This window comes from Streptomyces sp. NPDC088553 (assembly GCF_044752965.1).
GTDB lineage: Bacteria > Actinomycetota > Actinomycetes > Streptomycetales > Streptomycetaceae > Streptomyces.
In genome coordinates, this window is sequence record NZ_JBIVMG010000002.1 from 145332 (window position 1) to 171165 (window position 25834).

Sequence of the window (25834 nt, forward strand, 5' to 3'; positions counted from 1 at the left end):
ACCGTGGCTCGTGCCATCACTCTCATCCGCTCCGCTGCACTGTCCGACGTCGCCGAGTACGCCTATGCCGCGACGGCCCCCGCCGACTCCCGCCTGATCTTCCTCGCCGGGGCGTGTCCCCTGAACGACGACGGCTCGACGGCGGCGGTCGGGGACTACGCGGGCCAGGCGTCGAAAGCGGTCGAGAACATGCGGGTCGCTCTCGCCGCCGCCGGCGCGTCCCTCCAGGACGTCATCAGTACCCGGGTCCTCGTCGCGTCGGCCCGTCAGGAGGATCTGGTGGCTGCCTGGGAGGTCGTCCGGGACGCCTTCGGCGACCACGACGTCCCCAGCACCTTGATGGGCGTCACCGTGCTCGGCTACAAGGACCAGCTCGTCGAGATCGAGGCCGTCGCCGCCGTACTCGATCAGTGAGACCGGCTGACGCCGTGCGACGGCCGGCCGGGCATGCGGCAAGGCTTCGTTGTCGGAGGCCGGGGGTCACGGGCCCTTGGGGCATGGGTCCTGCGGTCGTGGGCTCTTGGGGCGTGGGGCGTCACGAGCTCCGCTGGGCGAGGCGTGAGGTGACCGTCCCGTGCAGCGCGGCCAGGCCGTCCCGGTAGATGCCGTGGAAGAGGGCGATGGCCTCGTCGTCGCCGACGCCGTCCGGCGTGAAGGTGCCGGTCCACTCCACCCGGGCCGTGGCATCGTCCGGTCCCGCGTGGACGCTGAGCGTGGAGAGGTAGCCGGTGACGGGGAACGGGGCCTGGAGGATGGAGTAGCTGTAGCTGCGGGCCTTGTCGTCGAAGGACTCGAGGCGTTCGACGATCACGCCGCCGTCCTCGTTGGTGAGGGTGCGGACGCGGCCGCCCTCCCCCAGGCGGCTGGTGGGGATGTAGGGCAGCCATTCCGGGAGTGAGTCGAAGCCGCCGATGAGCTGCCAGACGCTGTCCGGGGACGCGGGGAGGTCGATGGTCGCGGTCGTGGTGGCCACGGGTTCTCCTTGGATTCGTGCGGAGGGGGAAGAGAGAGAAAGGTCTGTCAGGCGGTGGGTGCCGGCGCGGGGGCCTCCCCCGCGACGAGCCCCTCGGCGCGGAGCTCGTTCCAGAACGCGGAGGGGATCGTCTCCTCCAGCGCGGCGACGTCCTCCGCGATGCGGCTGGGCTTCGTGGCGCCCGGGATGGCGGCGACGGTGGCCGGGTGGGCGAGGGAGAACTGCAGGGCGGCGGCCTTGATGCCGACGTCGTGGCGCCCGGCGACGGCCTTGATCCGCTCGACCTTGTCGATGACGGCCGCGGGTGCCTTCTGGTACTCGAAGTGTGTGCCCCCGGCGAGGATCCCCGAGCTGTAGGGGCCGCCGACGACGATGTCGACTCCCTGTTCCGCGGCGGCGGGGAGCAGGCGCTGCAGGGCGCGGTCGTGGTCGAGCAGGGTGTAGCGGCCGGCGAGGAGGAACGCGTCGGGCTTCGGCTCGTCGAGGTCGAGGGTGAGCTCCAGGGGCTCGACGCGGTTGACTCCCAGGCCCCAGGCCTTGATGACGCCCTCGTCGCGGAGCCGCTGGAGGACGCGGAAGGCGCCGGTGCGGGCGGTCTCGTACGCGGCCAGCCACTCGTCCCCGTAGAAGTCCTGTGCCACGTCGTGGACCCACACGATGTCGAGGCGGTCGGTCCTGAGACGCTTCAGGCTGTCCTCGATGGAACGCAGCGTGGCTTCGGCGCTGTAGTCGTTGACCATCTTGTTGGGGCGTCCGTGCTCGAAGAGGCCGCCCTTCTCGCCCAGGTCGCGGGCGGCCGGGTCCTCGATGTCGTCGAGGACGAGGCGGCCGACCTTGGTGCTGAGGACGAACTCGTCACGGGGGTGCTGGGCGAGGACGTCGCCCAGGCGGATCTCGGAGAGGCCCGCGCCGTAGAAGGGGGCGGTGTCGAAGTAGCGGATGCCCTGGGTCCAGGCGGCTTCGACGGTGGCCGCGGCCTCGTCGTCGGGGATGGCGCGGAACATGTTGCCGAGGGGGGCGGTGCCGAAGCCGAGGGCGCCGGGGAGGAGGGACGAGATGGTCATGAAAGATCCTTTTGTCTCGTAATGCAACGGATTGCAAATGAATGGGCGATCCGTCGACCTTGTGCTTCCGAGATTAGAATCCACACATGAGACTGTCCAAGACTTACTCGGGCTCACTTCAGTCCTTTGAGGTCCCACATGCTTGACCTGCGACAACTCCGCTATTTCGTGACCGTCGCCGAGACGGAACACGTCGGGCGGGCCGCCGAGCGGCTCCACATCTCCCAGTCGCCGCTCAGTCGGCAGATCGCCCAGCTGGAGAAGAACCTCGGCCTCGCCCTCTTCGAGCGCAGCCAGCAGCGCATCCGGCTGACCTCCGACGGCCACGTGTTCCTGACCGAGGCCCGCGCTCTGCTGCGGCACGCGGACCGGCTGGAGAACCTGGGCCGACGGCTCGGCCGGGGCGAGGAGGGCGGGCTGTGCATCGGGTACGTCGCCGACGCCATGCACACGGGCGTCCTGCCCACGGCCCTGCGAACCCTGCGCGAGGAACGCCCGGGGATCCACGTGGCGCTGTACGACCAGGAGTCGGGCGACCAGTTCGAGGGGCTGCGCCAGCGGAGCCTCGACATCGCACTCGTACGCACGCCCCCTCCCGAGGACGACCCGGATCTGGACGCCGCGCCCCTGCTGCGGGACCCGCTGTTGCTCACGCTGCCCGAAGACCATCCCCTCGCCGGCCGGGAGGACGTCACGCCCGACGACCTGGACGGTCAGCCGTGGATCGCGGTGGGCGACTCGCACGCCCCCGGATGGCGTGACGCGTTCGTCGCCTCGTGCACCGCGTCCGGCTTCACTCCGGACATCCGCCTCGACGCCGCCGACGCCCTCACCGCGCTGGGCCTGGTCGCCTCCGGTCTCGGCCTCGCACTCGTCCAGCGGAGCATGGTGCGCGGCTCGACCGGGGGAATCGTCGTGCGGGAACTTCCCTGGTACGACGGATCGGTGCAGCTGTGGGCGGCGTGGCACCGGGTCGATCTCCGGCCTGTGGTGGCGTCCTTCCGCGAGACGGTCCTGGTGGGAGGGCCGCGACCTGAGTAGGTGCGGTCCGTCGCGGTGGCGTCGATCACCCGGCTCCGGGCCACCGCCTTGCCGTACGCCACGGGTCCGACCGGGTGACGGTCCCGAGGCTGCGGAGCACCGCACTTCGGCCACCGTGGCGCGTTCCCTCCTATCGTGGAAGGGCACACGATGGTGGTCGACGTCGGGACGGGCAGCGGAATGAACGAACAGCGGGTCGACTACGCAGCCGTGTTCCAGGCCCTGCCCGGCATGGTCGCGCTGCTCACGCCCGACCTGGTGTACGTCGACGTCAACGAGGACTTCGCACGTCTCGCCGGGCGTTCCCGCGAAGAACTCGTCGGCCGCTACATCTTCGACGCCTTTCCCGAGAACCCCGGCGACCCGGCCGCCGCCGGCAGGCGGGAGACCGAGGCGTCGATGCTGCGCGTGGTCGCCACCGGCGAGCGCGACACCATGGCGCTGCTCCGGTACGACATCGAGGATTCCCGGCGGCCCGGCCACTGGCATGAGCATTTCTGGAGCCCGGTCAACGCGCCCGTGCTCGGCTCCGACGGGCAGGTGGTGCTGATCGTGCACCGGGTGGAGGAGGTCACTCAGCTCGTCCGTGCCCGTGGCGGCCTGGGAGGCACCACCAAGGCGGCCAGCCTGGAGGCCGAGCTCTACACGCGCTCCCGGGAACTGCAGGAGGTCAATGAGCGCCTGCGCAAGGCGCACGCCCGCGAGCGCAGGGTGGCCATGGCCCTCCAGGCGGCGATGCTCCCCTCCCCCGGCCCCGTCGGACACCATCGGGCGGCCGTCCGCTATCGCCCCGCGGTCGGCGGCCTGAACGTGTGCGGCGACTGGTACGACCTGGTCGGCCTCCCCGGGGACCGTATGGCGGTGGCCGTGGGGGACGTGGTGGGCCACGGCCTCACAGCCGCCTGTGTCATGGGACAACTGCGCAGCGCACTGAGCGCGGCCACGCTCGTCGCCGACGGCCCGGCCACTGCGCTCGAAGTCCTCGGGCTCTACGCCCGCTCCGTCGAGGGCGCCGAGTCGTCCACGGTGGCGACGACCTTCATCGACTGGAGCACGCTCACCCTCACCTACAGCAGCGCCGGCCATCCGCCGCCCGCTCTGCTCACCCCGGGCGGCGACGTGGTCTTCCTCGACCAGGCGACCGACCCGCCGCTCGGCGCCCGCCCGGAACACGTCTCCCGCCCCCAGGCGACCGCCGCCTTCAGCGAGGGCGCGACGCTGGTGATGTACACCGACGGCCTGATCGAGCGCCGCACGGAGGACATCGACGTCGGCCTCGCACGCCTCGCCGAATCCCTGCGGCGGCGTGGGCGAGACAACCCCGAGGTCCTGGCCGACGCCCTCCTCGCGGACCTCCTGAACACCAACGGCAATACCGATGACACGGCGCTCGTCGTCATCCGCCTCTGAACCGGGCGCGCGGCCGAACCGGCGATCCCTGGCGTGTACGAGCCTCCCCGTAGCGTCCATGGCCGTTCGACGACCCACCCCGTACGCTCAAGGTCGTGCAGCCCTCCACCGAGTCCCCTGAGCACGACCCCTCCGCCGACGGCCGTTCCGCCGACGGCCGTTCCGCCGACGGCCGGCCTCGCCGGCTGTTGGTGCTGCGACACGCCAAGAGCGCCTGGCCGGAGGGGGTTGCCGACCAGGACCGCCCCCTCGGTCCGCGCGGGCTGCGTGACGCCCCAGCCGTCGGGCGTTTCCTGGCCGGGGCCGGTGGGCCGCCCGATCTGGTCCTGTGCTCCCCGGCCCTGCGCGCCCGCGACACCTGGGAATCGGCGGCCGCGGAGCTGGACCGCGCGGTGCCGACCCGTCACGACCCGCGGCTGTACGGGGCGGACGGCCCGGAACTGCTCGATGTGCTCCACGGCGTGCCCGACGAGGTCGCGACCTTGCTCCTGGTCGGGCACAACCCGGGCCTGGAGGACCTGATCCTCCTGCTCGCGGCCGGTGCGGCGGGCGCGGACGAGGACCTCCTGGACCGTGTACGGACCAAGTTCCCGACGTCCGCGGTCGCCGTCCTGACCTGGTACGGCACCTGGACCGGCCTGCGCCCGGGTGAGGCGCTCCTGACGGAGCTCGCGATTCCTCGCGGGGTCCGCGGCTCCTCCTGAGCGGGGGCCCGCACCCGCGCGTCGGTGACCGTCACGTCCGGGTCCTCGCCGTCACGTCACCAGGTGCGGTCGAGCAAGTGGGCGAACAGTACGTCCAGTTCCTGCGCCGCCGCGTGCTTCAGCGGCGCCTGTCGCAACGCGTGGCGGGCGGCGTCCAAGTGCCGGCGTGCTTCCTCGCGGGTCCCGGTCCGCCCGCCGGCCCGCTCCACGAGCGCCGCGACGTGTCCGGCGGTGTCGCCGTCGATCCGCCGGCCGGACGCGAGCAGCGCCTCGAGTTCGCGTGCGGCCTCGCCTCCGCCGGCCAGCGCGATGAGGACCGGGTACGTCTTCTTGCGCTGCCGGAGGTCGGCGTGGACGGGTTTCCCGGTCGTTCCCGGGTCGCCCCAGATACCGAGGATGTCGTCCACCGCCTGGAACGCGAGGCCGAGATGGCGTCCGGCTCGGTCGAGCGTGCTCACGGTCCCGTCGGGGGCGCCGCCGAGGATCGCGCCGAGTGCGAGCGCGCAGCCCAGCAGGGCGCCCGTCTTGTGTTCGGCCATGGACCGGTACTGTTCCGGCTCGACCGCTCCGGGTCCGGACCACGGGCGGTCCTCGAAGCGCAGGTCCTCCGCCTGGCCGGACACCAGCGTCGTCAGGGTCCCGCAGAGGTGCCGCACCGCGGCCGCCGTGCGGGGGCCGGGGGCCTCGGCCAGGCTCGTCACGGCCTGGGCGAGGAGCGCGTCGCCGGCCAGGACGGCCGGGCCGGTCCCGTAGGACTTCCACACCGCCGGGCGCTGCCTGCGCAGCGCGTCGGCGTCCATGATGTCGTCGTGGAGCAGGGAGAAGGTGTGCACGAGTTCGACGGCGACGGCGCCCGGGATCGCGTCGGCGCCGTCCGCGCCGACCGCCTCGGCCCCGAGCAGGGCGAGCGCCTGCCGCACCCCCTTGCCCTCGGATCCGCCGGGGTCCCGGGTTCCGGCCGTATCGGCCCAGCCCAGCGCGTACGCCGCCATCTCACCGGTCCAGGGGTGCAGTCGGCCCACCGCCTCCACCAGCGCGGGCCGAACCCGGTCGCGGCACCGGTCCAGGACCGCGGTCGCCGGGGCCTCGTGACCACGGGAGGCGCTCGTCACGGTCACGGCCGTGGCGCCCGGCGCGCCGGTGCGGGTGCAGACCGGCCGGGCGGATGTCGGAAGGGCGTTCATCGCAGCCCCTCCACGTCGACATGCTGGAGCGCTTCCGCCCCGACCGCCGGCCGTACCCGGCCGGCTTCGCCCGCACCGTCTCCGTCGTGGTCCGGCAGGGGGCCGACGCCCAGCTCGGCCGCGGCCTTGTCCACCATGTCCCGGGCGTGCCGCAGCCCGATGCGGTCCAGCGTCGTGCGGAGTGCGGTCAGCTCCGCGGCGGTGTGCGCGGCGTCGCGGCCCAGGCGGGCGTCGGCCTTGACCAGTCCCAGTCTCGACAGGGCCGTGCCCCGCGGCTCCTCCATCTCGCGGAACTCCTCCAGTGCCTGCGCGTACAGCTCGCGGGCCTGCTCGTAGCGGGCCGCCCGGTACAGCACGTTGCCCCGCATCTTGTGGTTGTAGGCGAGCGCGCCGGCCAGCCGTATCTCCCGGCATGCCTCCTCCGCCCGCGACAGCAGCGACAGGGCGCGCTCCACGTCCCCGTCCCGTACGGACACCACGTCGGCGATGCCCCGCAGGGCCCAGGCCCACCCGCGTCGGTCCTCGGCGCGCGACGCCGTCTCGGCCGCCTCCTCGAAGAGGGCGAGGGCCTTGTCGTAGGAGCCGGTGTTGCGGTGCATCTGCGCGATGCCCTCCAGGGCCCAGACCGTGTGGCGGGCCTCGCCGCGACGGCGGGCCTCGGCCAGCAGCTGCTCGTGCAGCCGTCCCACCGCCTCGTAGTCGCCCTGGATGCGCCCTGTCTCGGCGAGCCCCGCCAGCGAGTAGCCCCGCACGACGATGTCCCCGCCCCGCTCACCCGCCTCGGCCGCGAGCCCGAGCAGCCGGTACGCCAGCCTGAGCGCGCCGCGCTGACGGGCCAGGGTGCCACCGCTCCACAGCGCCCACGCCATGGCCCCCTCGTGACCGGCCGCACGCGCCGCCCGGTAGCTCGCCTTCCACGCCCGGTCGGCCTCCTCGATCCGGCCGAGCCTGCGACACGCCTCAGCCACGGCGAGACCGCAACGCGCGGCTTCCCGCAGGTCGCCGGCCTCCTCGGCCGCCCGGAGTTCCTGGACGCCCCGGGCGAGCACCTCGGGCAGGGAGGCGTTCACCGACAGCGACCCCAGCGCCCCTTGGTACTCCGGAGCCGACGCCCTCGCCGGCCTCTCCGTCACCTGACCTGCCATCAGAACCTCCTCGGGTCGGCTCGACGATCAAGCCGACGCGAGGGTCAAGACGGTTGTCCCGGGACCAGGTTGCCCCTCGGCGACAATGTCCGTCTCCGTATGGGGCTCTGGATCATCCTCAAGTACTACGCGGTGGGGGGAGATCCTCAGCGAGACGGACGTCGGAGCGGACGGCCGCGTGTGAGGGCCGCGGTGGGGCGGCCGGGCGCGGTGGTGCGCCTCGGCCGCCGGGCGCGTCAGCCGGCCGGGCACTCCTTCCACGCCAGGTGGTAGACGGTGCTGATGTCACCGTCCGTGGAGTCCATGGTCATGTAGCTGGTGGTGCCCGGGCTCGACGTGCCGGCGTTCACCCGGAGTTCGGTGTTGATGTTGAAGTTGCGCTGGACGCCGCAGGGCGCCCACACCAGTTGGGCCCAGTCGGTGTCGTCGGTCGCCTGCCAGTTGTCCTCGTACGGGCCGCGGAAGGTGTGCGTGCGGGAGGCCGTGCTGGGCGAGCCCTGGAAGTAGTACGAGGCCTTCTCCGTGCTGCTCGCCCCGCGTTGGAGCGAGGCGTAGCCCCGGTAGTCGGCGCTGGCGATCGCGTACGTGAAGCCCTGCGGCACGTGCACCAGGAGGTTCAGCTGACAGTTCCTGCGGGCCGCCGTGGGGGACGATCCGCCGCCCACCTGCGCGAGGTACTCGCTGTAGGTGACGGTGAAGGCGGTGTTGTCCTCGGACACGGCGATGGCGGCGGTGCCCAGGGGGCAGCCGGATCCGTTCACGGTGGCGATGTCGATGACGATCCTGTCCGGCGGCGGGTCGACGATCGACCCGGGGCCGGCCTGGGCGGGCAGGGCCGAGGCGAACAAGGCGGCGGCCGCCGCGCTCACGAGCAGAGGACCTCTCATGTTTCTCCCATCCGGTGCTTCGGTTCCCGACGGCGGGGACGCACGGGTGCGTCCCCGCCACGGGCTGGTATGCGGCGCGCCACGTTCGAGGGCGGCGGCCGCCACGGACCTCCTGCGGTGGAGACCTGGTGCGAGGTGCGAGAAATCGAGAAGGCCGGAAGCACGCAGTGGGGTAGTCCAACTGGCAATGGTTGAACTATCATGCGTATGAACTCTGTCCGACCACCCCGCCGTGGTGAGCGGGGATGGTCGAATGCTAGGTGTCCGCGCACGCCGGGACAGGGTGGCGCCCAGCCATTAACCGCATCGCTGACCACCCTCTTTTTGGCGTGGAAGCGCCCATGCCCCTTCTTGACCCCATGTCATAGGGCTACGGCCCCGGGTCGGCCCGCCCGCCGGCGTGTACACCGGCCGGCGGGCGGGGGAAGCGATCAGTCGACGGGGTGGACCAGTTGACTGGTCAGTTCGTAGCGCGCGCCGACGATCGCCAGTCGTCCCGCGCCGATCCTCGAAGCGAGGTCGGGCTCCGCCGCGAGCTGCGCCCGCACACGCCGCACCTGCTCCGAAACGGTCGCGTCGACGCGGGCGGTGCCCTCCTGCGTGTGGTCGATCGCGGGTCTGATCCGGTCGGCGATGTACTGGATGTGCGCGGGGAGCGGTTCACCGGTCTGCTCCGCCCGGACGGCCGCGGACACGGCGCCGCACGACTGGTGTCCGAGCACCACGACGAGCGGGATGCCCAGCTCCAGCACTCCGTAGGCGACGCTGCCGAGCACCGCCTCGTCGAGGACCTCTCCGGCGGAACGTACGGTCAGCAGATCGCCCAGACCTTGGTCGAAGACGAGCTCGGGCGCGACACGGGAGTCGATGCAACCGAGGATGACGGCGAACGGATGCTGCCCGGAGACCATCTCCCTCCGGACGGCGAGCGACTCGTGAGGGTGGCGCTCATGGTGGGTGCGCCAGCGCCGGTTGCCCGCGTTCAGCTCGCGTAAGGCCGCCGCGGGGGTGGTGGGCCGCGGCTTCTCGTCGGGGCGCGGCGTGGCCGAAGCCGCCGGAAGGTCCCATGCCCAGGACCCTGCGGTCAGCGCCGCTCCGGTGAGGGCTGTGCGCAGCAGAGTGCGGCGCGAGGAGGAAGTGGCCGCGGAAGGGCCGTGGGATATGTGAGGTTCAGAAGAAGAAGGAGTCACAGGAGGAACGTACGACCACGTGAGGTCGCCCGGTCTTCCCTTGCTCAACGCTCAGAACGTCTTTGACAACTCTTGAAGCCACACTGCCGGAGGGCCCCTGAGCCTTCCCGACCGTGCTCGGCTCAGGAGGCCTGTGGGGGGACGACCGTGAGGACGATCTTGGCGGTGGTGCGGCCGGTCTCGCCCAAGGCGCGGGCCCGTGCCGCCTCTTCGAGGGGCAGGATCTCGTCGACGATCACACGCAGGCGGCCGTCCTCGACCAGGGAGGTGATCTCGCGCAGCCCGGCGTGATCGGGCTCGACGAGCATGAACACCGCCCGCACTCCGGCGCGTTCGGCCTCCTCGGCGGGGAAGGAGTCGTCCGGCGGCAGGATCGACACCAGGGTGCCGCCGGGGCGGAGTGTGCGCGGGGAGCGGATCCGGTGGGGGCCGCCGAGGGGATCCAGGACGACATCGACCTCGGCGTCCCGCAGGAGCTCTTCGAAGTCCTGGGTCCCGCGACGGTGCGGGCGACCGGCTCTACCGGGTGACCACCTGCAGCCTGGACGGCGGCCCGGTCCGTACGGAGGCGGAACACGAGGTCACCGTCTCCCACGACGCCGGCCTCCTGCCCGCCGTCGACACCGTCGTCATCCCGCCCTCCCACACCCTGGGGCCGGTCCGTGACGAGTGCCGCCTCCCCGATGCCCTGCCTCCCGCGCCGACGTCAGCGTGCGCACCCTCACCCGGCGGTTCCGCGCCGAGGTCGGCATGAGCCCCGGCCAGTGGCGGATCCTGCGGCGCGTCGACCTCGCCCGGCATCTGCGGGAGACCGCCGACCGGCCCGTCGATGTCGTCGCGGAGCGAGCGGGATTCGGCACCGGCGTCTCCCCGCGCACCCACCTGCACGCCGTGCTCAGGACCACACCCCAGGCCTGTCGCCGTACCTTCCGGCCGACACCCGTCACCACCTGACGAGGGGCCTGGTCGGCACGCGTGCCGCCCGGCGGTGTCCCTGACCGGGATCGTGGCGCCTCAGGGAGAGACCCGGTCCTGAAGGGCCGACTGCCAGGCGGGAGCGGGGATGGTGGGCTTGCTCTCCGGGCGTCGGCCTCCCTGGGCGAAGAAGTCGACCAGCGGCAGCAGGGCCGCGCCGACGGTGACGGCCTCCGGGCCGAGGGTGCCGAGGCCGATGCGGGTACGGCTGGCCGGGTAGGTGAGCGCGTACTCCTTCGCGTAGCCGGACACGGTGTCGAGGAAGCGGGCGCCGAGTTGGAGTCCGGCCCAGCCGCCGACCAGGATGCGCTCGGGCTGGAAGAGGTTGATGAGGTCGGCGAATCCGGCGCCCAGGTACTCGGCGGTCTCCGCCAGGACGGCGAGCGCCGTGGCGTCGGGCTCCGCCCCCGGTTCCGGCGGATACGCCGCCGCCAGCATCGCCGTCAGCGCCGTCTCCTCGTCCGCATCGGCCGGGGGCACTCCACCCGCCTCCCGCCACCGCTCCAGGAGGGCTTCGGCTCCGGCGTACGCCTCCAGGCAACCGGCGGATCCGCAGCGGCAGCGGCGGCCCCGTACCCGCACCGTCAGATGGCCCCACTCGATCGCCCGGCCCGGACCCATCGGGTCGGTGACCACGCACGCGCCGACGCCCGAGCCGAAGAGGACGACCACCGCGCTGCGCGCGCCCCGGCCGGCGCCGAACCACATCTCGGCCTGGCCCAGGGTCTTCGCGCCGTTGTCGATCCAGTACGGGACGGACTCGGGCAGGTCGACGGAGGCGCGGAGGAGGCGCTCGAAGGGGACGGCGTCCCAGCCGACGGTCTGGCCGTGCACGACGGCACCGTCCTCGGCGGTGCGGGCGACGATGCCGGGGACGCCGACGCCGACGCCGATGAGGCGGTCGGCGGGTACGTCCGCGGTGCGCAGCACCTCGGCGATGCCCTCGCGGAGATGGCCGACGACGAGATCGACGTCGTAGCGGGCCGTGCGGGGCCCGGAGCAGGCCAACGGCCTTTCGGTGCGGGCGAGTTCGGTGAGGGTGAGGTCGAACAGCTCGATCCTGACCCGGGTTTCGCCGATGTCGACGCCGATCATGAAACCGCTGGCGGGACTGATCCTGACGAGGGTGCGGGGGCGCCCGCCGGCCGAGTCGACGCTGCCGGCCTCCTCCACGAGGCCGTCGGCGACGAGTTCGGCGACCACGTTGCTGACGGAGCCCGAGCTGAGACCGGTCGCCGGGCCGAGCATGAGGCGGCTCATCGGTCCGTCGAAGTACAGCCTGCGCAGAACGGCGGTGCGGTTCTCGCGCCGCAGGTCACGCACCGTGCGGCCAGTTCTCGCGTGCACTTTGGTCCCCGTCTCTGAAGTCGTTCGTTGCAACATACCCGCAGTACAAGCCTTGACGCGACCTTCTCATGGGGTTTAACTCACATCCTAAATTAAGCCGATGTTACGGCGAGGCCTCCAGCCGCCCACCGCATCGGCGATCCCCTCGTCCCCGAAAGGGCCCAGGAGCCATGCGCAGAGTCAGAGCCGCTGTCACCGGTGTCGTCACCCTCTCCCTCGCCTTCACCGCCACCGCCTGCGGCGGGGGTGAGGGGAGCGAGTCGTCGCCGAAGACCCTCACCTACTGGGCCTCCAACCAGGGCGCCAGCCTGGAGGTCGACAAGAAGGTCCTGCAGCCCGAGCTCGACCAGTTCGAGAAGGAGACCGGGATAAAGGTCAAGCTGGAGGTGATCCCGTGGTCCGACCTCCTCAACCGGATCCTCACCGCGACCACCTCCGGCCAGGGCCCCGACATCCTCAACATCGGCAACACCTGGAGCGCCTCGCTCCAGTCCACCGGCGCCCTCCTGCCGTGGGACGCGAAGAACCTGGAGGCCATCGGCGGCAAGGACCGCTTCGTCGACTCCGCACTCGGCTCCACCGGCGTCCCCGGCACGGACCCGGCCGCCGTCCCGCTCTACTCCATGGCCTACGCGCTCTACTACAACAAGCAGATGTTCAAGGACGCGGGCATAGCCAAGCCGCCGACCACCTGGGACGAGGTGATCGCGGCCGGCAAGAAGCTCAGCAAGGACGGCAAGGCGGGCATCGGGGTCGAGGGCTCCAACCTCTCCAACAACATCCACCAGGTCTTCGTCCTCGGCAAGCAGCACGGCGCCGACTTCTTCACCGCCGACGGCAAGCCCGACTTCACCTCCGACGGGGCCGTCGCCGCCGTCAAGCAGTACATCGACCTGATGGCCGTGCAGAAGATCGTCGCCCCCGGCAACGCCGAGTACGCCCAGAACCAGTCCCTCAGCGACTTCGCCAAGAACAAGACCGGCATGGTCCTGTGGCAGACCCCGTCGCAGACCTTCTCCTCACAGGGCATGGGCCCCGACGAGTGGGGCGTGGCGCCCGCCCCGGTCCCCTCGGGCAAGCCCGGTCAGGGTGCCCAGACCAACTCGATGGTCGCCGGCATCAACCTGGCCGTCTTCAAGAACACCAAGAACCTCGACGGCGCGCTGAAGTTCGTGAAGTACATGACGAGCGACGAGGAGCAGATCGTCCTCAACAAGGCGTACGGCTCCGTCCCGCCGGTCAAGAGCGCCCAGAAGGACCCCGCCTTCTCCGACCCGTCGCTCACCGTCATCCGTGACACCCTCGCCACCAGCGCCGCGGCCCTGCCGCAGGTGCCCGAGGAGTCGCAGTTCGAGACGGTCGTGGGCACCGCGGTCAAGGAGCTGTTCGCCGACGCCGCCGCCGGCCGCCCGGTCACCACGGAGTCCGTGAAGGCCAAGCTCGAAAAGGCCCAGCAGCAGATGCCCAAGAAGTAGGCCGCCCCACCATGACCGAAACCGCCGTCGCTCAGCCGACCGAGCCGGCGGTGCGCAAGGCCACACCCGGAGAGGCACGCGCACCACGCCGCTCCGGGCGTCGCCGCATCGCACTGCCCTACCTGCTGCTCCTGCCCGCCCTGCTCCTCGAACTCCTCGTCCACCTCGTGCCGATGCTCATGGGCATCGCCATGAGCTTCAAGGAGCTCACCCAGTTCTACATCCGGAACTGGGGCGACGCTCCCTGGTCGGGTCTGGACAACTACACCGTCGCGATCGACTTCGACGCCCCCGTCGGACAGGCGCTCCTGAAGTCCTTCCTGACGACGTGTCTGTTCACCGCCTGTTCCGTGGGGCTGTGCTGGCTCCTCGGAACGGCCGCCGCGATCTTCCTCCAGGAGAACTTCCGGGGCCGCGGCTTCCTGCGGACCCTGTTCCTCGTCCCGTACGCCCTGCCCGTCTACGCCGCGGTCATCACCTGGGCGTTCATGTTCCAGCGGGACAACGGGCTCATCAACCACGTCCTCCACGACCAGCTCGGCATCGGCGACAGCCCCGCCTTCTGGCTCATCGGCGACAACGCCTTCTACACGCTGCTCGTCGTCTCGGTCTGGAAGGGCTGGCCCTTCGCCTTCCTCACCGTCATGGCCGGGCTGCAGAACATCCCCCGGGACATGTACGAGGCGGCGGCGCTCGACGGCGCCGGCGTCTGGAAGCAGATCCGGCACATCACCCTGCCGTCGCTGCGCTCCGTCAACCAGGTCCTCGTGCTCGTCCTGTTCCTGTGGACGTTCAACGACTTCAACACGCCGTTCGTGCTCTTCGGCAAGGCGGCCCCCGAATCCGCCGACCTGATCTCGCTCCACATCTACCAGTCGTCCTTCCAGACCTGGAACTTCGGCACCGGCTCGGCGATGTCCGTGCTCCTGCTGCTCTTCCTCCTCGTCGTCACGGGCGTCTACCTCCTGCTCACCAGCCGCGGAAGGAAGACCTCAGATGTCTGAGCACGCATCCCGGCGCGTGGCTCCGCGCTCCCCCATGGCGGCGCCCCGCTCCTTCCTCTGGGCGCGGCGGATCTTCCTCACCCTGCTCACCGCCTTCGTGGTGCTGCCGGTGTACGTCATGGTCTCCAGCTCCCTGAAGCCGCTGGAGGACGTCTCGGGGAAGTTCGAGTGGATCCCCTCCGGGCTCACGCTCCGCCCGTACGTCGACATCTGGGAGACCGTCCCGCTCGCCGACTACTTCATGAACTCGATCGTCGTCGCGGGCGCGGCCACGGTGTTCTCGGTGGTCGTCGCGATCTTCGCCGCGTACGCCGTCAGCCGCTACACCTTCCGCGGCAAACGGGTCTTCACGGTCACGGTGCTGTCCACGCAGATGTTCCCCGGCATCCTCTTCCTGCTGCCGCTCTTCCTCATCTACGTCAACATCGGCAACGCCACCGGCATCGCCCTCTTCGGCTCCCGGGAAGGCCTGATCCTCACCTATCTGACCTTCTCCCTGCCGTTCTCCATCTGGATGCTGACCGGCTACTTCGACTCGATCCCGCGCGAGCTCGACGAGGCCGCCAAGGTCGACGGCTGCGGGCCGATCAGCGCGCTGTTCCGCGTCATCGTCCCGGCCGCGTCCCCCGGCATCATCGCCGTCGCCGTCTACGCCTTCATGACCGCCTGGGGCGAGGTCCTCTTCGCCTCCGTCATGACCAACGACACCACCCGCACCCTCGCCGTCGGTCTCCAGGGGTACGCCACCCAGAACGACGTCTACTGGAACCAGGTGATGGCCGCCTCCCTCGTGGTCAGCGTCCCCGTCGTCGTCGGGTTCCTGCTCCTCCAGCGCTATCTCGTCGCCGGCCTCACCGCAGGCGCGGTCAAGTGACGTCCCTCTCCACACCCATCACGAAGAGGTTCCCCGTGTCCGAATCCACCGACTCCCGCACCACGCTCGACCTGGAGGCCTTCCCGCCGGACTTCTCCTGGGGCACCGCGACCTCCGCCTACCAGATCGAGGGCGCCGTCGCCGAGGACGGCAGGGCTCCGTCCATCTGGGACACCTTCTCCCGCGTACCCGGGGCGATCGACAACGGCGACCACGGCGACACCGCCTGCGACCACTACCACCGGTGGCCCGAGGACATCGCCCTGATGAAGGGCCTCGGCACGGACGCCTACCGGCTCTCCGTCGCCTGGCCTCGTGTCCTCCCCGGCGGTGACGGCCCGGTCAACGCGCCCGGGCTCGACTTCTACGACCGGCTCGTCGACGGACTCCTCGACGCCGGCATCACCCCCTCCGTCACCCTCTACCACTGGGACCTGCCGCAGGCCCTCCAGGACCGGGTGGCGGACAGCCGCGGCGGCTGGACCGAGCGGGCCACGGCCGAACACCTCGCCGCCTACGCCTCCGTCGTCGCCGAGCGCCTCGGCGACCGCGTCACCCAGTGGGCCACGCTCAACGAACCGCTCTGCTCCGGCTGGATCGGCCACCTGGAGGGGCGGATGGCCCCGGGCCTCACCGACCTCACCGCCGCCGTCCGCGCCTCGTACCACCTCCTCCTCGCCCACGGTCTCGCCACCCAGGCCATCCGTGCCGCCGCGCCCGGCGCCCAGGTCGGCCTGGTCACCAACCACTCGACCGTCGCGCCCGCCTCCACCCGGCCCGAGGACATCGCCGCCGCCGCCCGCGCGGACGGCCACACCAACCGCTGGTGGCTCGACCCGGTGTACGGCCGCGGCTTCCCCGCCGACATGCGCGAGCTGTACGGAGTCGAACTGCCGGAGAAGCCCGGAGACCTGGAGACCATCGCCGCCCCGCTCGACTGGCACGGCCTCAACTACTACTTCCCGGTCACCGTCGCCGACGACCCGACGGGACCCGCCCCGTACGCCCGAGAGGTACGCCTCCCCGACGTGCCGCGCACCGGCATGGACTGGCAGATCGACGCCGGCGGCCTGGAGGCCTTCCTGCTGCGGCTCACCGAGGACTACGGCGTACGGAAGCTGTACGTCACCGAGAACGGCTCGGCCTTCCCCGACGCCGTCGGCCCCGACGGCGAGGTCCACGACCCCGAGCGCACCCGCTACCTGGAGCAGCACCTCGCGGCCTGCGCGAGCGCCCTGCGCAAGGGCGCCCCGCTCGCCGGGTACTACGCCTGGTCCCTCCTGGACAACTTCGAATGGGCCTACGGCTACGACAAGCGCTTCGGCCTCGTCCACGTCGACTACGCCACCCAGCGCAGGACCGTGAAGACGAGCGGCCGCCGGTACGCGGACATCGTCCGCGCCCACCGCGAGGCGAACGCGGGCTGACCGCAGGCCTCGTCGCGTTCCTCCGGAAGGCCGCCCCGACACCACCGGGGCGGCCTTCCTGAGTCTCCACTTTCCCTGCCTTCGCCGCCTTTCCATCGCCGTCTCCCCGTCGCCGTCATCCCCTGAAGGAGTGCCCCATGTCCGCCGGCGCCGTGCCGTCTCCTCCCCCGAGGTCCGACGACGGCGACGAGCTCGCCGCCGAACGGCTCCGTCACGTCTCGGGCCGGCGAGGGCCGTCCGCGGCACCGCCCCGACCCTCGACACCGGCGCCCGCCTCCCGCTCTACCGCGTCTACCTCGCCCTCGTGATGCGCGTGGACTCCGTCCCCCGGGCGTACGGCGGGGATGTCGCGGTCTGGCTCGACACCTGGTCCGCCGACCGCGTCAGGGTGCAGCTCGCCGTGCCCGACGCCTGGGAGACGTGACGCCGGGTCGTTCGGCAGGGACGGTCTCCGTGCTCAGCGCGTGCCGCCGCCACCGGGACGCTCAGGTGGACTCGCGTACCACCAGCACCGGTTCGAACACCTTCACGGCCGTCTCGGACGGGGCTCCGTCGAGCTGCTCGACGAGCAGCGCGGCCATCGCGGCCGCCATGCGCTCCACCGGCTGGCGCACAGTGGTCAGTTGAGGCCGTGCCTTCCGCGCCGCCACCGAGTCGTCGAAGCCCACCACGGCCACCTCGCCCGGGACGGAGACCCCCTGCTCGCGCAGGTACTGGCAGGCGCCCTGGGCCATCAGGTCGTTGGCGGCGAACACGGCGTCGATCTCCGGGTGATCCTTGAGGAGTCTGGCCATGGCGCGCCTGCCGCTGTCGACCGTGAAGCGGCCCCGTACGACCGGGACCGATGTCACCCCGTGCGCCGCGAAGGCGTCCCGGAAGCCGTCGAGGCGTTCGTCCGCCGTGGGGGCGGAGACCGGTGCGGCGATGGTGGCCGGGCGCCGCCGGCCGGTGGTCCACAGGTGCTCGGCCGCAAGTCGCGCGCCGGCCGGGTTGTCGAGGTCGACGTAGCCGCACCGCTCTCCGTCGCGGGGGCGGCCGAACAGCACCGTGGGCAGGCCCGCCGCCACCAGCATCGAGGGGAGCGGGTCGTGCTCGTCCAGCGGCACGACCAGGGCTCCGTCCGCGCCACCCTGCCGCAGGTACTCGACGAGTTGGGCCCTGGCCTGCTCCGACTCGGCGACGAGCAGTACCGGTTGGATCGCGCGGCGGCGCAGGACCGGCAGGACGCCGTCCACCACGCGTCCGAAGAACGGGTCGGAGAACACCCGGGCGGTGAAGGACCTGCCCGTGGCGGAGAGCACCAGGGCCACGGTCCCGGCGCGCCGGGTGACCAGGGAGCGGGCGGCCTGGTTGGGGGCGTAGCCGATGCGGGCGATGGCTTCGCGCACGCTCCGCTGGATGTCGGGAGCCACGTTGCGCACGCCGTTGACGACGCGGGACACCGTCGCGCGCGATACCCCCGCCTCGCGTGCGACGTCTTCCAGAGTCGGTCCTCGATTCCCCACCAGCGCACCTTAACGGTGTCGTGTGTCCGGTGGGAGGACGGTCCGTTCCTGGCCGGAAGCGGTTGGCGTCGACACTTAATGAAAGCCAAAAGAAAAGTCGTGTCATACGCCTTGACCGTCAACTCGCCCTGCGGGCAAGGTTTCGGGAGAGCGCTCTCCCACGTTTCCCCCATGTATCCAGAGGAGACCCCATGTCTTCCGTCGGGTCCCCGCCGGTCTTCCGGCGACCCGCCTCACGCGTCCGCCGGGCCACCGTCGGCGCGCTTGTCACCTCCCTGGCCGGCAGCCTGCTCGCCCTCGCCCCCGCCACGACGGCGCAGGCGGCCCCCACCCTGCTCTCCCAGGGGAGGACCGCGACCGCCTCCTCCACCGAGGGCGGCGCCTTCTCCGCCTCCGCCGCCGTCGACGGCGACCTCACCGGCACCCGCTGGGCCAGTGCCTGGCAGGACGCCCAGTGGATCCAGGTCGACCTCGGCAGCAGCGCCACGCTCAGCCACGCCGTCCTCACCTGGGAAGCGGCCTACGGCAAGAGCTATGACATCCAGGCCTCCGAGAACGGCACCGACTGGCGGACCGTCACCACCGTCAGCGCGGGCGACGGAGGCACCGACAACGTCACGCTCTCCGGCACCGGCCGCTACATCCGCATGAACGGCCTCACCCGGGCCACCGGATACGGATTCTCCCTCTGGGAGTTCCAGGTCTTCGGCACCACGGGCGGCACCGGCCCGACGCTCCCCGGCGGCGGCGACCTCGGCCCCAACGTGCACGTCTTCGACCCGTCCACCCCCGGCATCCAGGCCAAGCTGGACCAGGTCTTCCAGGAGCAGGAGTCGGCCCAGTTCGGCAGCGGCCGACACGCCTTCCTCTTCAAGCCCGGCACCTACAACGGCCTCAACGCCCAGATCGGCTTCTACACCCAGATCGCCGGCCTCGGTCTGCGCCCCGGCGACACCACCATCAACGGTGACGTGACCGTCGACGCCGGCTGGTTCAACGGCAACGCCACCCAGAACTTCTGGCGCGGCGCGGAGGGCCTGACCCTGAACCCGGTCAACGGCACCGACCGGTGGGCCGTCTCGCAGGCCTCCTCGTTCCGCCGCATGCACGTCAAGGGCGGCCTCAACCTGGCGCCGAACGGCTACGGCTGGGCCAGCGGCGGCTACATCGCCGACTCCAAGATCGACGGCCAGATCGGCAACTACTCCCAGCAGCAGTGGTACACCCGGGAGAGCACCATCGGCGGCTGGTCCAACAGCGTCTGGAACCAGACCTTCTCGGGCGTCGAGGGCGCCCCGGCCACCTCCTTCCCGGAGCCCCGCTACACCACGCTCGACACCACGCCGGTCTCCCGCGAGAAGCCGTACCTCTACCTCGACGGCAACGAGTACAAGGTCTTCGCCCCCGCCAAGCGCGTCAACGCCCGCGGCACCAGCTGGGCCAACGGCGCGCCGCAGGGCGAGACGATCCCGCTGAGCCAGTTCTACGTGGTCAAGCCGGGCGCCACCGCCGCCACGATCAACCAGGCGTTGACCCAGGGCCTGCACCTGCTGTTCACCCCGGGCGTCTACCACGTCGACCAGACGATCAACGTGAACCGGGCGAACACCATCGTGCTCGGCCTCGGCCTCGCCACGATCATCCCGGACAACGGCGTCACCGCGATGAAGGTCGCCGACGTCGACGGCGTCCGCCTCGCCGGCTTCCTGATCGACGCCGGCCCGGTCAACTCCCCGACCCTGCTGGAGCTCGGGCCGCAGAACTCCTCCGCCGACCACGCGGCCAACCCCACCACCGTGCAGGACGTGTACGTCCGCATCGGCGGCGCCGGCGCGGGCAAGGCCACCACCAGCGTGGTCGTGAACAGCGACGACGCCATCATCGACCACACCTGGGTGTGGCGCGCCGACCACGGCGAGGGCGTCGGCTGGGAGACCAACCGGGCCGACTACGGCGTCCGCGTCAACGGCGACGACGTGCTCGCCACCGGTCTGTTCGTCGAGCACTTCAACAAGTACGACGTCGAGTGGTACGGCGAGCGCGGCCGCACGATCTTCTACCAGAACGAGAAGGCGTACGACGCCCCGAACCAGGCCGCCATCCAGAACGGCGCGACGAAGGGGTACGCGGCCTACCGGGTCGACGACTCCGTGAACACCCACGAGGCCTGGGGACTCGGCAGCTACTGCAACTACAACGTGGACCCGAACATCCGCCAGGACCACGGCTTCAAGGCACCCGTCAAGCCGGGCGTGAAGTTCCACAGCCTCCTGGTCGTGTCCCTCGGCGGCATGGGCCACTACAACCACGTCATCAACGACACCGGGGCGTCGACGGTCCCCGCCGGCACCTCGACCGTGCCGTCCACCGTCGTCTCCTTCCCCTGACGGCCTCGCCGGGACGCGCCCCGTGCGGTGCGTCCCGGCCCCCCGCCCCTTCCGGGCGGCGCCCAGTCCCCGCCGTGCCGCCCGGAAGGCGATCCCCCTCCCCCTCCGTCCAGGAGCCGCCATGAACACGGCCGACACCCCCACGACACGAAGGCGCGCACGCGACCGCGCCCGCACGACAGGTTCACTCGTCTCCCTGGGTGCCCTGCTCCTCTCCTCCGCCACGGTGCTGACCGCGGCACCGGCCGATGCCGCGGAGACCCTCCTCTCCCAGGGGAAGACCGCCACCGCCTCCTCCAGCGAGGGCGCCGCCTGGGGCGCCTCCGCCGCGGTCGACGGCGACCTCACCGGGACCCGCTGGGCCAGCCAGTGGAGCGACGCCCAGTGGATCCAGGTCGACCTGGGCAGCAGCGCGAACATCAGCCGTGTCGTCCTGAACTGGGAGGGCGCCTACGGCAAGGCGTACGACATCCAGCTCTCCGACAACGGGACCGACTGGCGCACCGTCAAGTCGGTGACGGCGGGCGACGGCGGCACCGACGAGCTCGCGGTCACCGGCACCGGCCGCTACGTCCGCCTCCAGGGGATCACCCGGGGCACCGGCTACGGCTACTCCCTGTGGGAGTTCCAGGTGTACGGCGGCGGGTCCACGCAGCCCGAGCCCGGCGGCGCCGTCCGCGTCAGCGGCCCGCAGGGCGACTGGCGGCTGACGGTGGGCGGGCAGCCGTACACCGTCAAGGGCGTCACCTGGGGCCCCGCGATGGCCGACGCCCCCCGCTACATGCCGGACGTGAGGTCCATGGGCGTCAACACCGTCCGCACCTGGGGTACGGACGCCGGCACCAAGCCGCTGCTCGACGCCGCGGCCGCCAACGGCGTCAAGGTGATCAACGGCTTCTGGCTCCAGCCGGGCGGCGGCCCGGGCTCCGGCGGCTGCGTCAACTACGTGACGGACAGCGCGTACAAGAGCACCATGCTCACCGAGTTCTCGAAGTGGGTCGACACCTACAAGTCCCACCCCGCCACCCTCATGTGGAACGTCGGCAACGAGTCCGTCCTCGGTCTGCAGAACTGTTACGGCGGCACCGAGCTGGAAGCCCAGCGCAACGCGTACACGACCTTCGTCAACGACGTCGCCAAGAAGATCCACTCCATCGACCCCGACCACCCCGTGACCTCCACGGACGCGTGGACCGGCGCCTGGCCCTACTACAAGCGGAACGCGCCCGACCTGGACCTCTACTCGATGAACGCCTACGGCGACATCTGCGGGGTCCGCGAGGACTGGGTGGAGGGCGGCTACACCAAGCCGTACATCATCACGGAGACCGGGCCGGCCGGCGAGTGGGAGACCCCCAAGGACACCAACGGCGTCCCCGACGAGCCCACCGATGTCCAGAAGGCCGACGGGTACACCAAGGCCTGGAACTGCGTCACCGGCCACCAGGGCGTCGCCCTCGGCGCGACCGTCTTCCACTACGGCACCGAGCACGACTTCGGCGGCGTCTGGTTCAACCTGCTCCCCGACGGCCTCAAGCGCCTCTCGTACTACGCCCTCAAGAAGGCGTACACCGGCTCCGTCGCCGGCGACAACACCCCGCCGGTCATCAGCGACATGACGGTCACGTCCGCCGGATCCGCGCCTGCCGGCGGCGAGTTCACGGTCCGCGCCGGCGTCCGCGACCCCGACGGCGACCCCGTCACCACCAGGATCTACCTGAGCGGCAACTACGCCAACGGCGACAAGCGCCTGGTCGACGCGCAGTACCGCTCCCTCGGCAACGGCACGTTCGCGGTCACCGCGCCCGAGAAGCTCGGCGTGTGGAAGGTGTACGTGCAGGCCGAGGACGGCCGCGGCAACGCCGGCATCGAGACGAGGTCCGTCAAGGTCGTCGCCCCGCCGGTGGCCGGGACCAACATCGCCCTGAACCGGCCCACCACCGCCTCCTCCGCGCAGGCGTCCTACGGCGACTGCCCCTGCCCGGCGACCCACGCGACCGACGGCAACACCGCCACCCGCTGGGCGAGCGACTGGAGCGACCCGCAGTGGATCCGGGTCGACCTCGGTTCGGTCCGCTCCTTCAACCGGATCCAGCTGGTCTGGGATCCGGCCTACGCCCGCGCCTACGAGGTCCAGGTCTCCGACGACGGCGGCACGTGGCGGACCATCCACGCCACCACCACCGGAAACGGCGACATCGACACCATCGAGACCGGTGCCACCGCACGGTACGTCCGGCTCCAGCTCACCGCGCGCGGCACCGGCTGGGGCTACTCGCTCCACGAGTTCGGCATCTACAGCTGACCCCCTGAGGAGAACGAGGAGATCACGATGAGAATCCGCGGCCGGACCCTGTCCGCCTTACTGCTCAGCGCGGCCCTGGGCGTCTCCGCCCTGACGGTGAACACCTACACCGCGACCACCGCCCTCGGGGAGACCACCGCCCCGGCCGCCGGCGCCCACGGGGCGCACGCGGCGGGCGCCGCAGGCGGCCACGTCATGGCGGCCTCCGCGCTCCCCTCGGGGGACGACGCCGACGGCGACGGCTACATCCCGGCCGTACCCCAGGTCACCGGGGTGACCCCGTCCACGGCCACCCCGCCCCCGGCCTACCACCACGAGTTCCAGGCCGGCTGCTCCGTCACCCACACCGCGCCGGACGACCCGATCGTCTACCCGGGCCAGTTCGGCAAGTCCCACGACCACACGTTCATGGGCAACACCTCCACGAACGCCGCCAGCACCACCGGCTCGCTCTACGGAGGCAGCACCACCTGCAAGGCGCCCGCGGACGCCTCCGCGTACTGGATGCCCTCGCTGTACAAGGGCGACCAGAAGATCCTGCCCGTCGGCCCGCAGGTCATCTACTACAAGGCGGGAGTCACCGACTACCGGAGCGTGCGGCCCTTCCCCAAGGGTCTGCGGTTCGTCGTCGGCAACCCGACGCAGACCGCCGAGGAGTTCCGCGGCCACAAGGGCTTCGTCGAGGGCTGGGAGTGCGGTGACAGCTTCTTCAACACCGACATCCCGGCGAGCTGTCCGAGCCGGCCCGACGTCCAGCTCAACCTGCGCATGCAGGCCCCCAGCTGCTGGAACGGCCTGTACCTCGACACCCCCGACCACAAGAGCCACATGGCGTACCCGGTGGTCAAGCCCGGCACCAACGACAACATGTGCCCGGCCTCCCACCCGGTCGCCCTGCCGATGATCGAGTTCAAGATGGCGTGGCCGGTCAACGGCGACATGAGCCAGGTCCGCCTGGCCAGTGGCCGGGGCTACTCCTTCCACTACGACTTCTTCAACGCGTGGGAGGAGCGCACCCTCAAGGCCCTCGTCGACCACTGCATCGTCGGCGGCCTGCAGTGCGACACCCGGGGCTTCGACCTGTACCGCCCCGAACGCGGTGTCGTCCTGAACGAGGACCACCGCCTGCCCTGATCCGTCGCAGGTACACGGCCCGGACGCCCGCGAGGGCGCCCGGGCCGCTTTCCCGTCCGCCCCTCGGCACCAGGAGGATCCCGTGACCGCCCCCGCCCCGTCCGTCGCCGCCCACCACGACGCGCTCATCGACCTCCTTCCCCCGCACTTCCGATTCGGCGCCGCCACCTCCGCCTTCCAGATCGAGGGGGCCACCGCCGAGGACGGCCGTACCCCGTCCATCTGGGACACCTTCTGCCGCGTCCCCGGGGCCGTCGACAACGGCGACACCGGAGACGTGGCCTGCGACCACTACCACCGCATGCCCGAGGACGTGGCCCTGCTCGCCGCCCTCGGCCTCGACACGTACCGCTTCTCCGTGTCGTGGTCCCGCGTCCAGCCGCACGGGCGCGGACCGGCCAACCCGGCGGGGATCGGCTTCTACGACCGCCTCGTCGACGAGCTCCTCGGGCACGGCGTCACCCCCTGGCTCACCCTGTACCACTGGGATCTGCCCCAGGAGCTCCAGGACGCCGGCGGCTGGCCCGCACGCGACACCGCCCACCGCTTCGCCGACTACGCGGAACTCGTCCACGAGCGCCTTGGCGACCGCGTCACCCACTGGACGACCCTCAACGAACCGTTCTGCTCGGCCGTCCTCGGCCATGTCGAAGGAGTCCACGCGCCCGGAGGCCGCTCCTTCGCCGACGGGGTGCGCGCCGTGCACCATCTGCACCTCGCCCATGGACTCGCGGTCCAGCGCCTGCGCTCCGCCGCCCGCCGGCCGCTCGACCTGGCCGTGACCCACCTCCTCGGCACCAGCCGGCCCGCCACCGACTCGGCGGCCGACCGCGAGGCCGCGCGCCGGGCCGACGCCCTCGGATTCCGCTTGTACCTCGACCCGGTCCTGCGCGGCCGGTACCCGCGGGACCTCGTGGACGACCTGGCGGCGCGCTCCGTGGAGATCCCCGTCAGGGACGGCGACCTGGAGATCATCAGCAGCCCCGTCGACACCCTGGGCGTCAACTACTACCGCTCGATGCGCACCTCGGGGGTCGACGAGAACGGCTCCACGACCGACGCGCGCGGCCTCCCCGTCACCCGGAACCTGCCGCACGGCGGCCTGCCGGTCACCGGCCTCGGCTGGGAGGTGATGCCGCACGACCTCACCGATCTGCTGCTGCGCATCTCCCGGGACTATCCCGGCACGCCGATGGTGGTCACCGAGAACGGCGCCGCCTACGAGGACGTTCCCGACTCCGACGGCTTCGTCGAGGACTCCGACCGCACCGCCTACCTCGCGTCGCACCTCGCCGCCGTGGCCGAGGCCCGCACCCGGGGCGCCGACGTCCGCGGCTACTTCGCCTGGTCGCTCCTGGACAACTTCGAGTGGGCGTACGGCTACGACAAGCGCTTCGGTCTCGTCCGCGTCGACTACGCCACCCAGACCCGTACGCCCAAGCGCAGCGCCCTGTGGCTGCGCGACACGGCCCGGCGCGTCCGGGGCGGCGCACCAGGGTGACGCCCCCCGGGGTGGCTCGGGGAGGCCGGGCGTCACGCCTCCTGGTCCCGGGTCTGCTCCTCGCGGCCGAGGCCCGGGCGCTGCCGCTTGGCCCGGTGGCCGTCGGCGCCCTCCCGGTCGGTGTCACCGGCGCGGTGCGTCACGGCCGCCTCGGCCTCCTCGCGCGCCTCCTTGTCGCCGCTCTCACCCTCGGCGCCCCCCGGAGTGGTGGGGGCGGTGCGGCGCTGCCGCCGCTCGTCCTCGTTCGCTCGTTCCTTCACGGGGTCCTCCTCGGGGGATCCTCATCGGTCCGGCCTCGGGGC

At 71.5% G+C, this 25834-nt stretch carries 24 protein-coding genes; 14 read left to right on the plus strand and 10 right to left on the minus strand.

All coding sequences use genetic code 11. The annotated features are described in order from the left end of the window. Positions 1-3 precede the first annotated feature (3 nt). Entirely contained in the window at positions 4-414 is a 411-nt protein-coding gene (locus tag ACIP8Z_RS05850; RefSeq protein ID WP_319317694.1) for a Rid family hydrolase, read from the plus strand. A gap of 121 nt (positions 415-535) precedes the next feature. Here ACIP8Z_RS05850 and ACIP8Z_RS05855 read toward each other — a convergent pair whose 3' ends face one another. Both ACIP8Z_RS05855 and ACIP8Z_RS05860 read right to left on the minus strand, forming a co-directional pair. Beyond that, a complete protein-coding gene (locus tag ACIP8Z_RS05855; RefSeq protein ID WP_402079232.1) occupies positions 536-973 on the minus strand; it encodes an SRPBCC family protein in 438 nt (145 codons plus the stop codon). A 47-nt stretch (positions 974-1020) separates the two neighbouring features. Then, a complete protein-coding gene (locus ACIP8Z_RS05860; RefSeq protein WP_402079235.1) occupies positions 1021-2037 on the minus strand; it encodes an aldo/keto reductase in 1017 nt (338 codons plus the stop codon). Between the two features lie 138 nt (positions 2038-2175). Between ACIP8Z_RS05860 and ACIP8Z_RS05865 the strand changes: the two genes are divergently transcribed. From ACIP8Z_RS05865 to ACIP8Z_RS05875, 3 genes are all read left to right on the plus strand, one after another. After that, positions 2176-3078 carry a LysR substrate-binding domain-containing protein gene (locus tag ACIP8Z_RS05865; RefSeq protein WP_402079237.1) on the plus strand — a complete coding sequence of 301 codons (903 nt, stop codon included), beginning with the start codon at positions 2176-2178 and terminating at the stop codon, positions 3076-3078. A 180-nt stretch (positions 3079-3258) separates the two neighbouring features. Continuing rightward, positions 3259-4488, plus strand: coding sequence for a PP2C family protein-serine/threonine phosphatase (locus tag ACIP8Z_RS05870; protein WP_402080787.1), 1230 nt, complete (start codon positions 3259-3261; stop codon positions 4486-4488). Between the two features lie 185 nt (positions 4489-4673). Next, positions 4674-5192, plus strand: a complete 519-nt coding sequence (locus ACIP8Z_RS05875; RefSeq protein ID WP_402080790.1) for a SixA phosphatase family protein — start codon at positions 4674-4676, stop codon at positions 5190-5192. Positions 5193-5248: 56 nt separating this feature from the next. Here the strand turns inward: ACIP8Z_RS05875 and ACIP8Z_RS05880 are convergent, their stop codons facing one another. The 5 genes from ACIP8Z_RS05880 to ACIP8Z_RS05900 all read right to left on the minus strand — a co-directional run bounded on the left by ACIP8Z_RS05880 (position 5249) and on the right by ACIP8Z_RS05900 (position 10071). Beyond that, a complete protein-coding gene (locus ACIP8Z_RS05880; protein ID WP_402080792.1) occupies positions 5249-6310 on the minus strand; it encodes a polyprenyl synthetase family protein in 1062 nt (353 codons plus the stop codon). A 62-nt stretch (positions 6311-6372) separates the two neighbouring features. After that, positions 6373-7521, minus strand: coding sequence for a tetratricopeptide repeat protein (locus ACIP8Z_RS05885; protein WP_402079239.1), 1149 nt, complete (start codon positions 7519-7521; stop codon positions 6373-6375). A gap of 236 nt (positions 7522-7757) precedes the next feature. Further along, positions 7758-8408, minus strand: coding sequence for a DUF4360 domain-containing protein (locus ACIP8Z_RS05890; RefSeq protein WP_319317672.1), 651 nt, complete (start codon positions 8406-8408; stop codon positions 7758-7760). A gap of 431 nt (positions 8409-8839) precedes the next feature. Then, the gene (locus tag ACIP8Z_RS05895) at positions 8840-9598 is read right to left on the minus strand and encodes a carbonic anhydrase (RefSeq protein WP_402079242.1); all 759 of its coding nucleotides are present in this window, start codon (positions 9596-9598) and stop codon (positions 8840-8842) included. Positions 9599-9720: 122 nt separating this feature from the next. Then, on the minus strand, positions 9721-10071 hold the full coding sequence (locus ACIP8Z_RS05900; RefSeq protein ID WP_402080794.1) for a zinc-binding dehydrogenase: 351 nt from the start codon (positions 10069-10071) through the stop codon (positions 9721-9723). A gap of 238 nt (positions 10072-10309) precedes the next feature. On the opposite strand from ACIP8Z_RS05900, the gene ACIP8Z_RS05905 reads away from it, so the two are divergent. Continuing rightward, entirely contained in the window at positions 10310-10552 is a 243-nt protein-coding gene (locus ACIP8Z_RS05905; RefSeq protein WP_402079245.1) for a helix-turn-helix domain-containing protein, read from the plus strand. Positions 10553-10612: 60 nt separating this feature from the next. Here ACIP8Z_RS05905 and ACIP8Z_RS05910 read toward each other — a convergent pair whose 3' ends face one another. Next, entirely contained in the window at positions 10613-11920 is a 1308-nt protein-coding gene (locus ACIP8Z_RS05910) for an ROK family protein (RefSeq protein ID WP_402079247.1), read from the minus strand. 170 nt (positions 11921-12090) lie between these two features. Between ACIP8Z_RS05910 and ACIP8Z_RS05915 the strand changes: the two genes are divergently transcribed. The 5 genes from ACIP8Z_RS05915 to ACIP8Z_RS05935 all read left to right on the plus strand — a co-directional run bounded on the left by ACIP8Z_RS05915 (position 12091) and on the right by ACIP8Z_RS05935 (position 17124). After that, entirely contained in the window at positions 12091-13395 is a 1305-nt protein-coding gene (locus tag ACIP8Z_RS05915) for an extracellular solute-binding protein (RefSeq protein ID WP_402079250.1), read from the plus strand. Between the two features lie 11 nt (positions 13396-13406). After that, positions 13407-14399: a carbohydrate ABC transporter permease gene (locus ACIP8Z_RS05920; protein ID WP_402079253.1), complete on the plus strand. Its 993-nt coding sequence runs from the start codon at positions 13407-13409 to the stop codon at positions 14397-14399. A gap of 34 nt (positions 14400-14433) precedes the next feature. Further along, entirely contained in the window at positions 14434-15273 is an 840-nt protein-coding gene (locus ACIP8Z_RS05925) for a carbohydrate ABC transporter permease (protein WP_319317965.1), read from the plus strand. A 35-nt stretch (positions 15274-15308) separates the two neighbouring features. Further along, positions 15309-16700, plus strand: coding sequence for a GH1 family beta-glucosidase (locus ACIP8Z_RS05930; protein ID WP_402079256.1), 1392 nt, complete (start codon positions 15309-15311; stop codon positions 16698-16700). A gap of 130 nt (positions 16701-16830) precedes the next feature. Further along, positions 16831-17124 (plus strand): hypothetical protein, encoded by a 294-nt coding sequence (locus ACIP8Z_RS05935; RefSeq protein WP_402079258.1) that lies wholly within the window; start codon positions 16831-16833, stop codon positions 17122-17124. Between the two features lie 61 nt (positions 17125-17185). Here the strand turns inward: ACIP8Z_RS05935 and ACIP8Z_RS05940 are convergent, their stop codons facing one another. Next, on the minus strand, positions 17186-18205 hold the full coding sequence (locus ACIP8Z_RS05940; protein WP_402079261.1) for a LacI family DNA-binding transcriptional regulator: 1020 nt from the start codon (positions 18203-18205) through the stop codon (positions 17186-17188). A gap of 191 nt (positions 18206-18396) precedes the next feature. On the opposite strand from ACIP8Z_RS05940, the gene ACIP8Z_RS05945 reads away from it, so the two are divergent. The 4 genes from ACIP8Z_RS05945 to ACIP8Z_RS05960 all read left to right on the plus strand — a co-directional run bounded on the left by ACIP8Z_RS05945 (position 18397) and on the right by ACIP8Z_RS05960 (position 25532). After that, on the plus strand, positions 18397-20592 hold the full coding sequence (locus ACIP8Z_RS05945) for a discoidin domain-containing protein (RefSeq protein WP_402079264.1): 2196 nt from the start codon (positions 18397-18399) through the stop codon (positions 20590-20592). Between the two features lie 121 nt (positions 20593-20713). Next, complete coding sequence (locus ACIP8Z_RS05950; RefSeq protein WP_402079267.1) at positions 20714-22897, plus strand: discoidin domain-containing protein; 2184 nt, start codon at positions 20714-20716, stop codon at positions 22895-22897. Between the two features lie 27 nt (positions 22898-22924). Continuing rightward, entirely contained in the window at positions 22925-24031 is a 1107-nt protein-coding gene (locus ACIP8Z_RS05955; RefSeq protein WP_402079270.1) for a DUF1996 domain-containing protein, read from the plus strand. Positions 24032-24113: 82 nt separating this feature from the next. Next, positions 24114-25532 carry a GH1 family beta-glucosidase gene (locus ACIP8Z_RS05960; RefSeq protein WP_402079272.1) on the plus strand — a complete coding sequence of 473 codons (1419 nt, stop codon included), beginning with the start codon at positions 24114-24116 and terminating at the stop codon, positions 25530-25532. A gap of 32 nt (positions 25533-25564) precedes the next feature. Here the strand turns inward: ACIP8Z_RS05960 and ACIP8Z_RS05965 are convergent, their stop codons facing one another. Beyond that, positions 25565-25792, minus strand: a complete 228-nt coding sequence (locus ACIP8Z_RS05965; protein ID WP_402079274.1) for a hypothetical protein — start codon at positions 25790-25792, stop codon at positions 25565-25567. Positions 25793-25834 lie beyond the last annotated feature (42 nt).

Excerpts from the sequence above, each read along its gene's own strand:
- ACIP8Z_RS05860 (WP_402079235.1), bottom strand. The coding sequence starts at position 2,037 with ATGACCATCTCGTCCCTCCTCCCCGGCGCCCTCGGCTTCGGCACCGCC.
- ACIP8Z_RS05865 (WP_402079237.1), top strand. The coding sequence starts at position 2,176 with ATGCTTGACCTGCGACAACTCCGCTATTTCGTGACCGTCGCCGAGACG.
- ACIP8Z_RS05870 (WP_402080787.1), top strand. The coding sequence starts at position 3,259 with ATGAACGAACAGCGGGTCGACTACGCAGCCGTGTTCCAGGCCCTGCCC.
- ACIP8Z_RS05885 (WP_402079239.1), bottom strand. The coding sequence starts at position 7,521 with ATGGCAGGTCAGGTGACGGAGAGGCCGGCGAGGGCGTCGGCTCCGGAG.
- ACIP8Z_RS05890 (WP_319317672.1), bottom strand. The coding sequence starts at position 8,408 with ATGAGAGGTCCTCTGCTCGTGAGCGCGGCGGCCGCCGCCTTGTTCGCC.
- ACIP8Z_RS05915 (WP_402079250.1), top strand. The coding sequence starts at position 12,091 with ATGCGCAGAGTCAGAGCCGCTGTCACCGGTGTCGTCACCCTCTCCCTC.
- ACIP8Z_RS05920 (WP_402079253.1), top strand. The coding sequence starts at position 13,407 with ATGACCGAAACCGCCGTCGCTCAGCCGACCGAGCCGGCGGTGCGCAAG.
- ACIP8Z_RS05925 (WP_319317965.1), top strand. The coding sequence starts at position 14,434 with ATGGCGGCGCCCCGCTCCTTCCTCTGGGCGCGGCGGATCTTCCTCACC.
- ACIP8Z_RS05945 (WP_402079264.1), top strand. The coding sequence starts at position 18,397 with ATGTCTTCCGTCGGGTCCCCGCCGGTCTTCCGGCGACCCGCCTCACGC.
- ACIP8Z_RS05950 (WP_402079267.1), top strand. The coding sequence starts at position 20,714 with ATGAACACGGCCGACACCCCCACGACACGAAGGCGCGCACGCGACCGC.
- ACIP8Z_RS05955 (WP_402079270.1), top strand. The coding sequence starts at position 22,925 with ATGAGAATCCGCGGCCGGACCCTGTCCGCCTTACTGCTCAGCGCGGCC.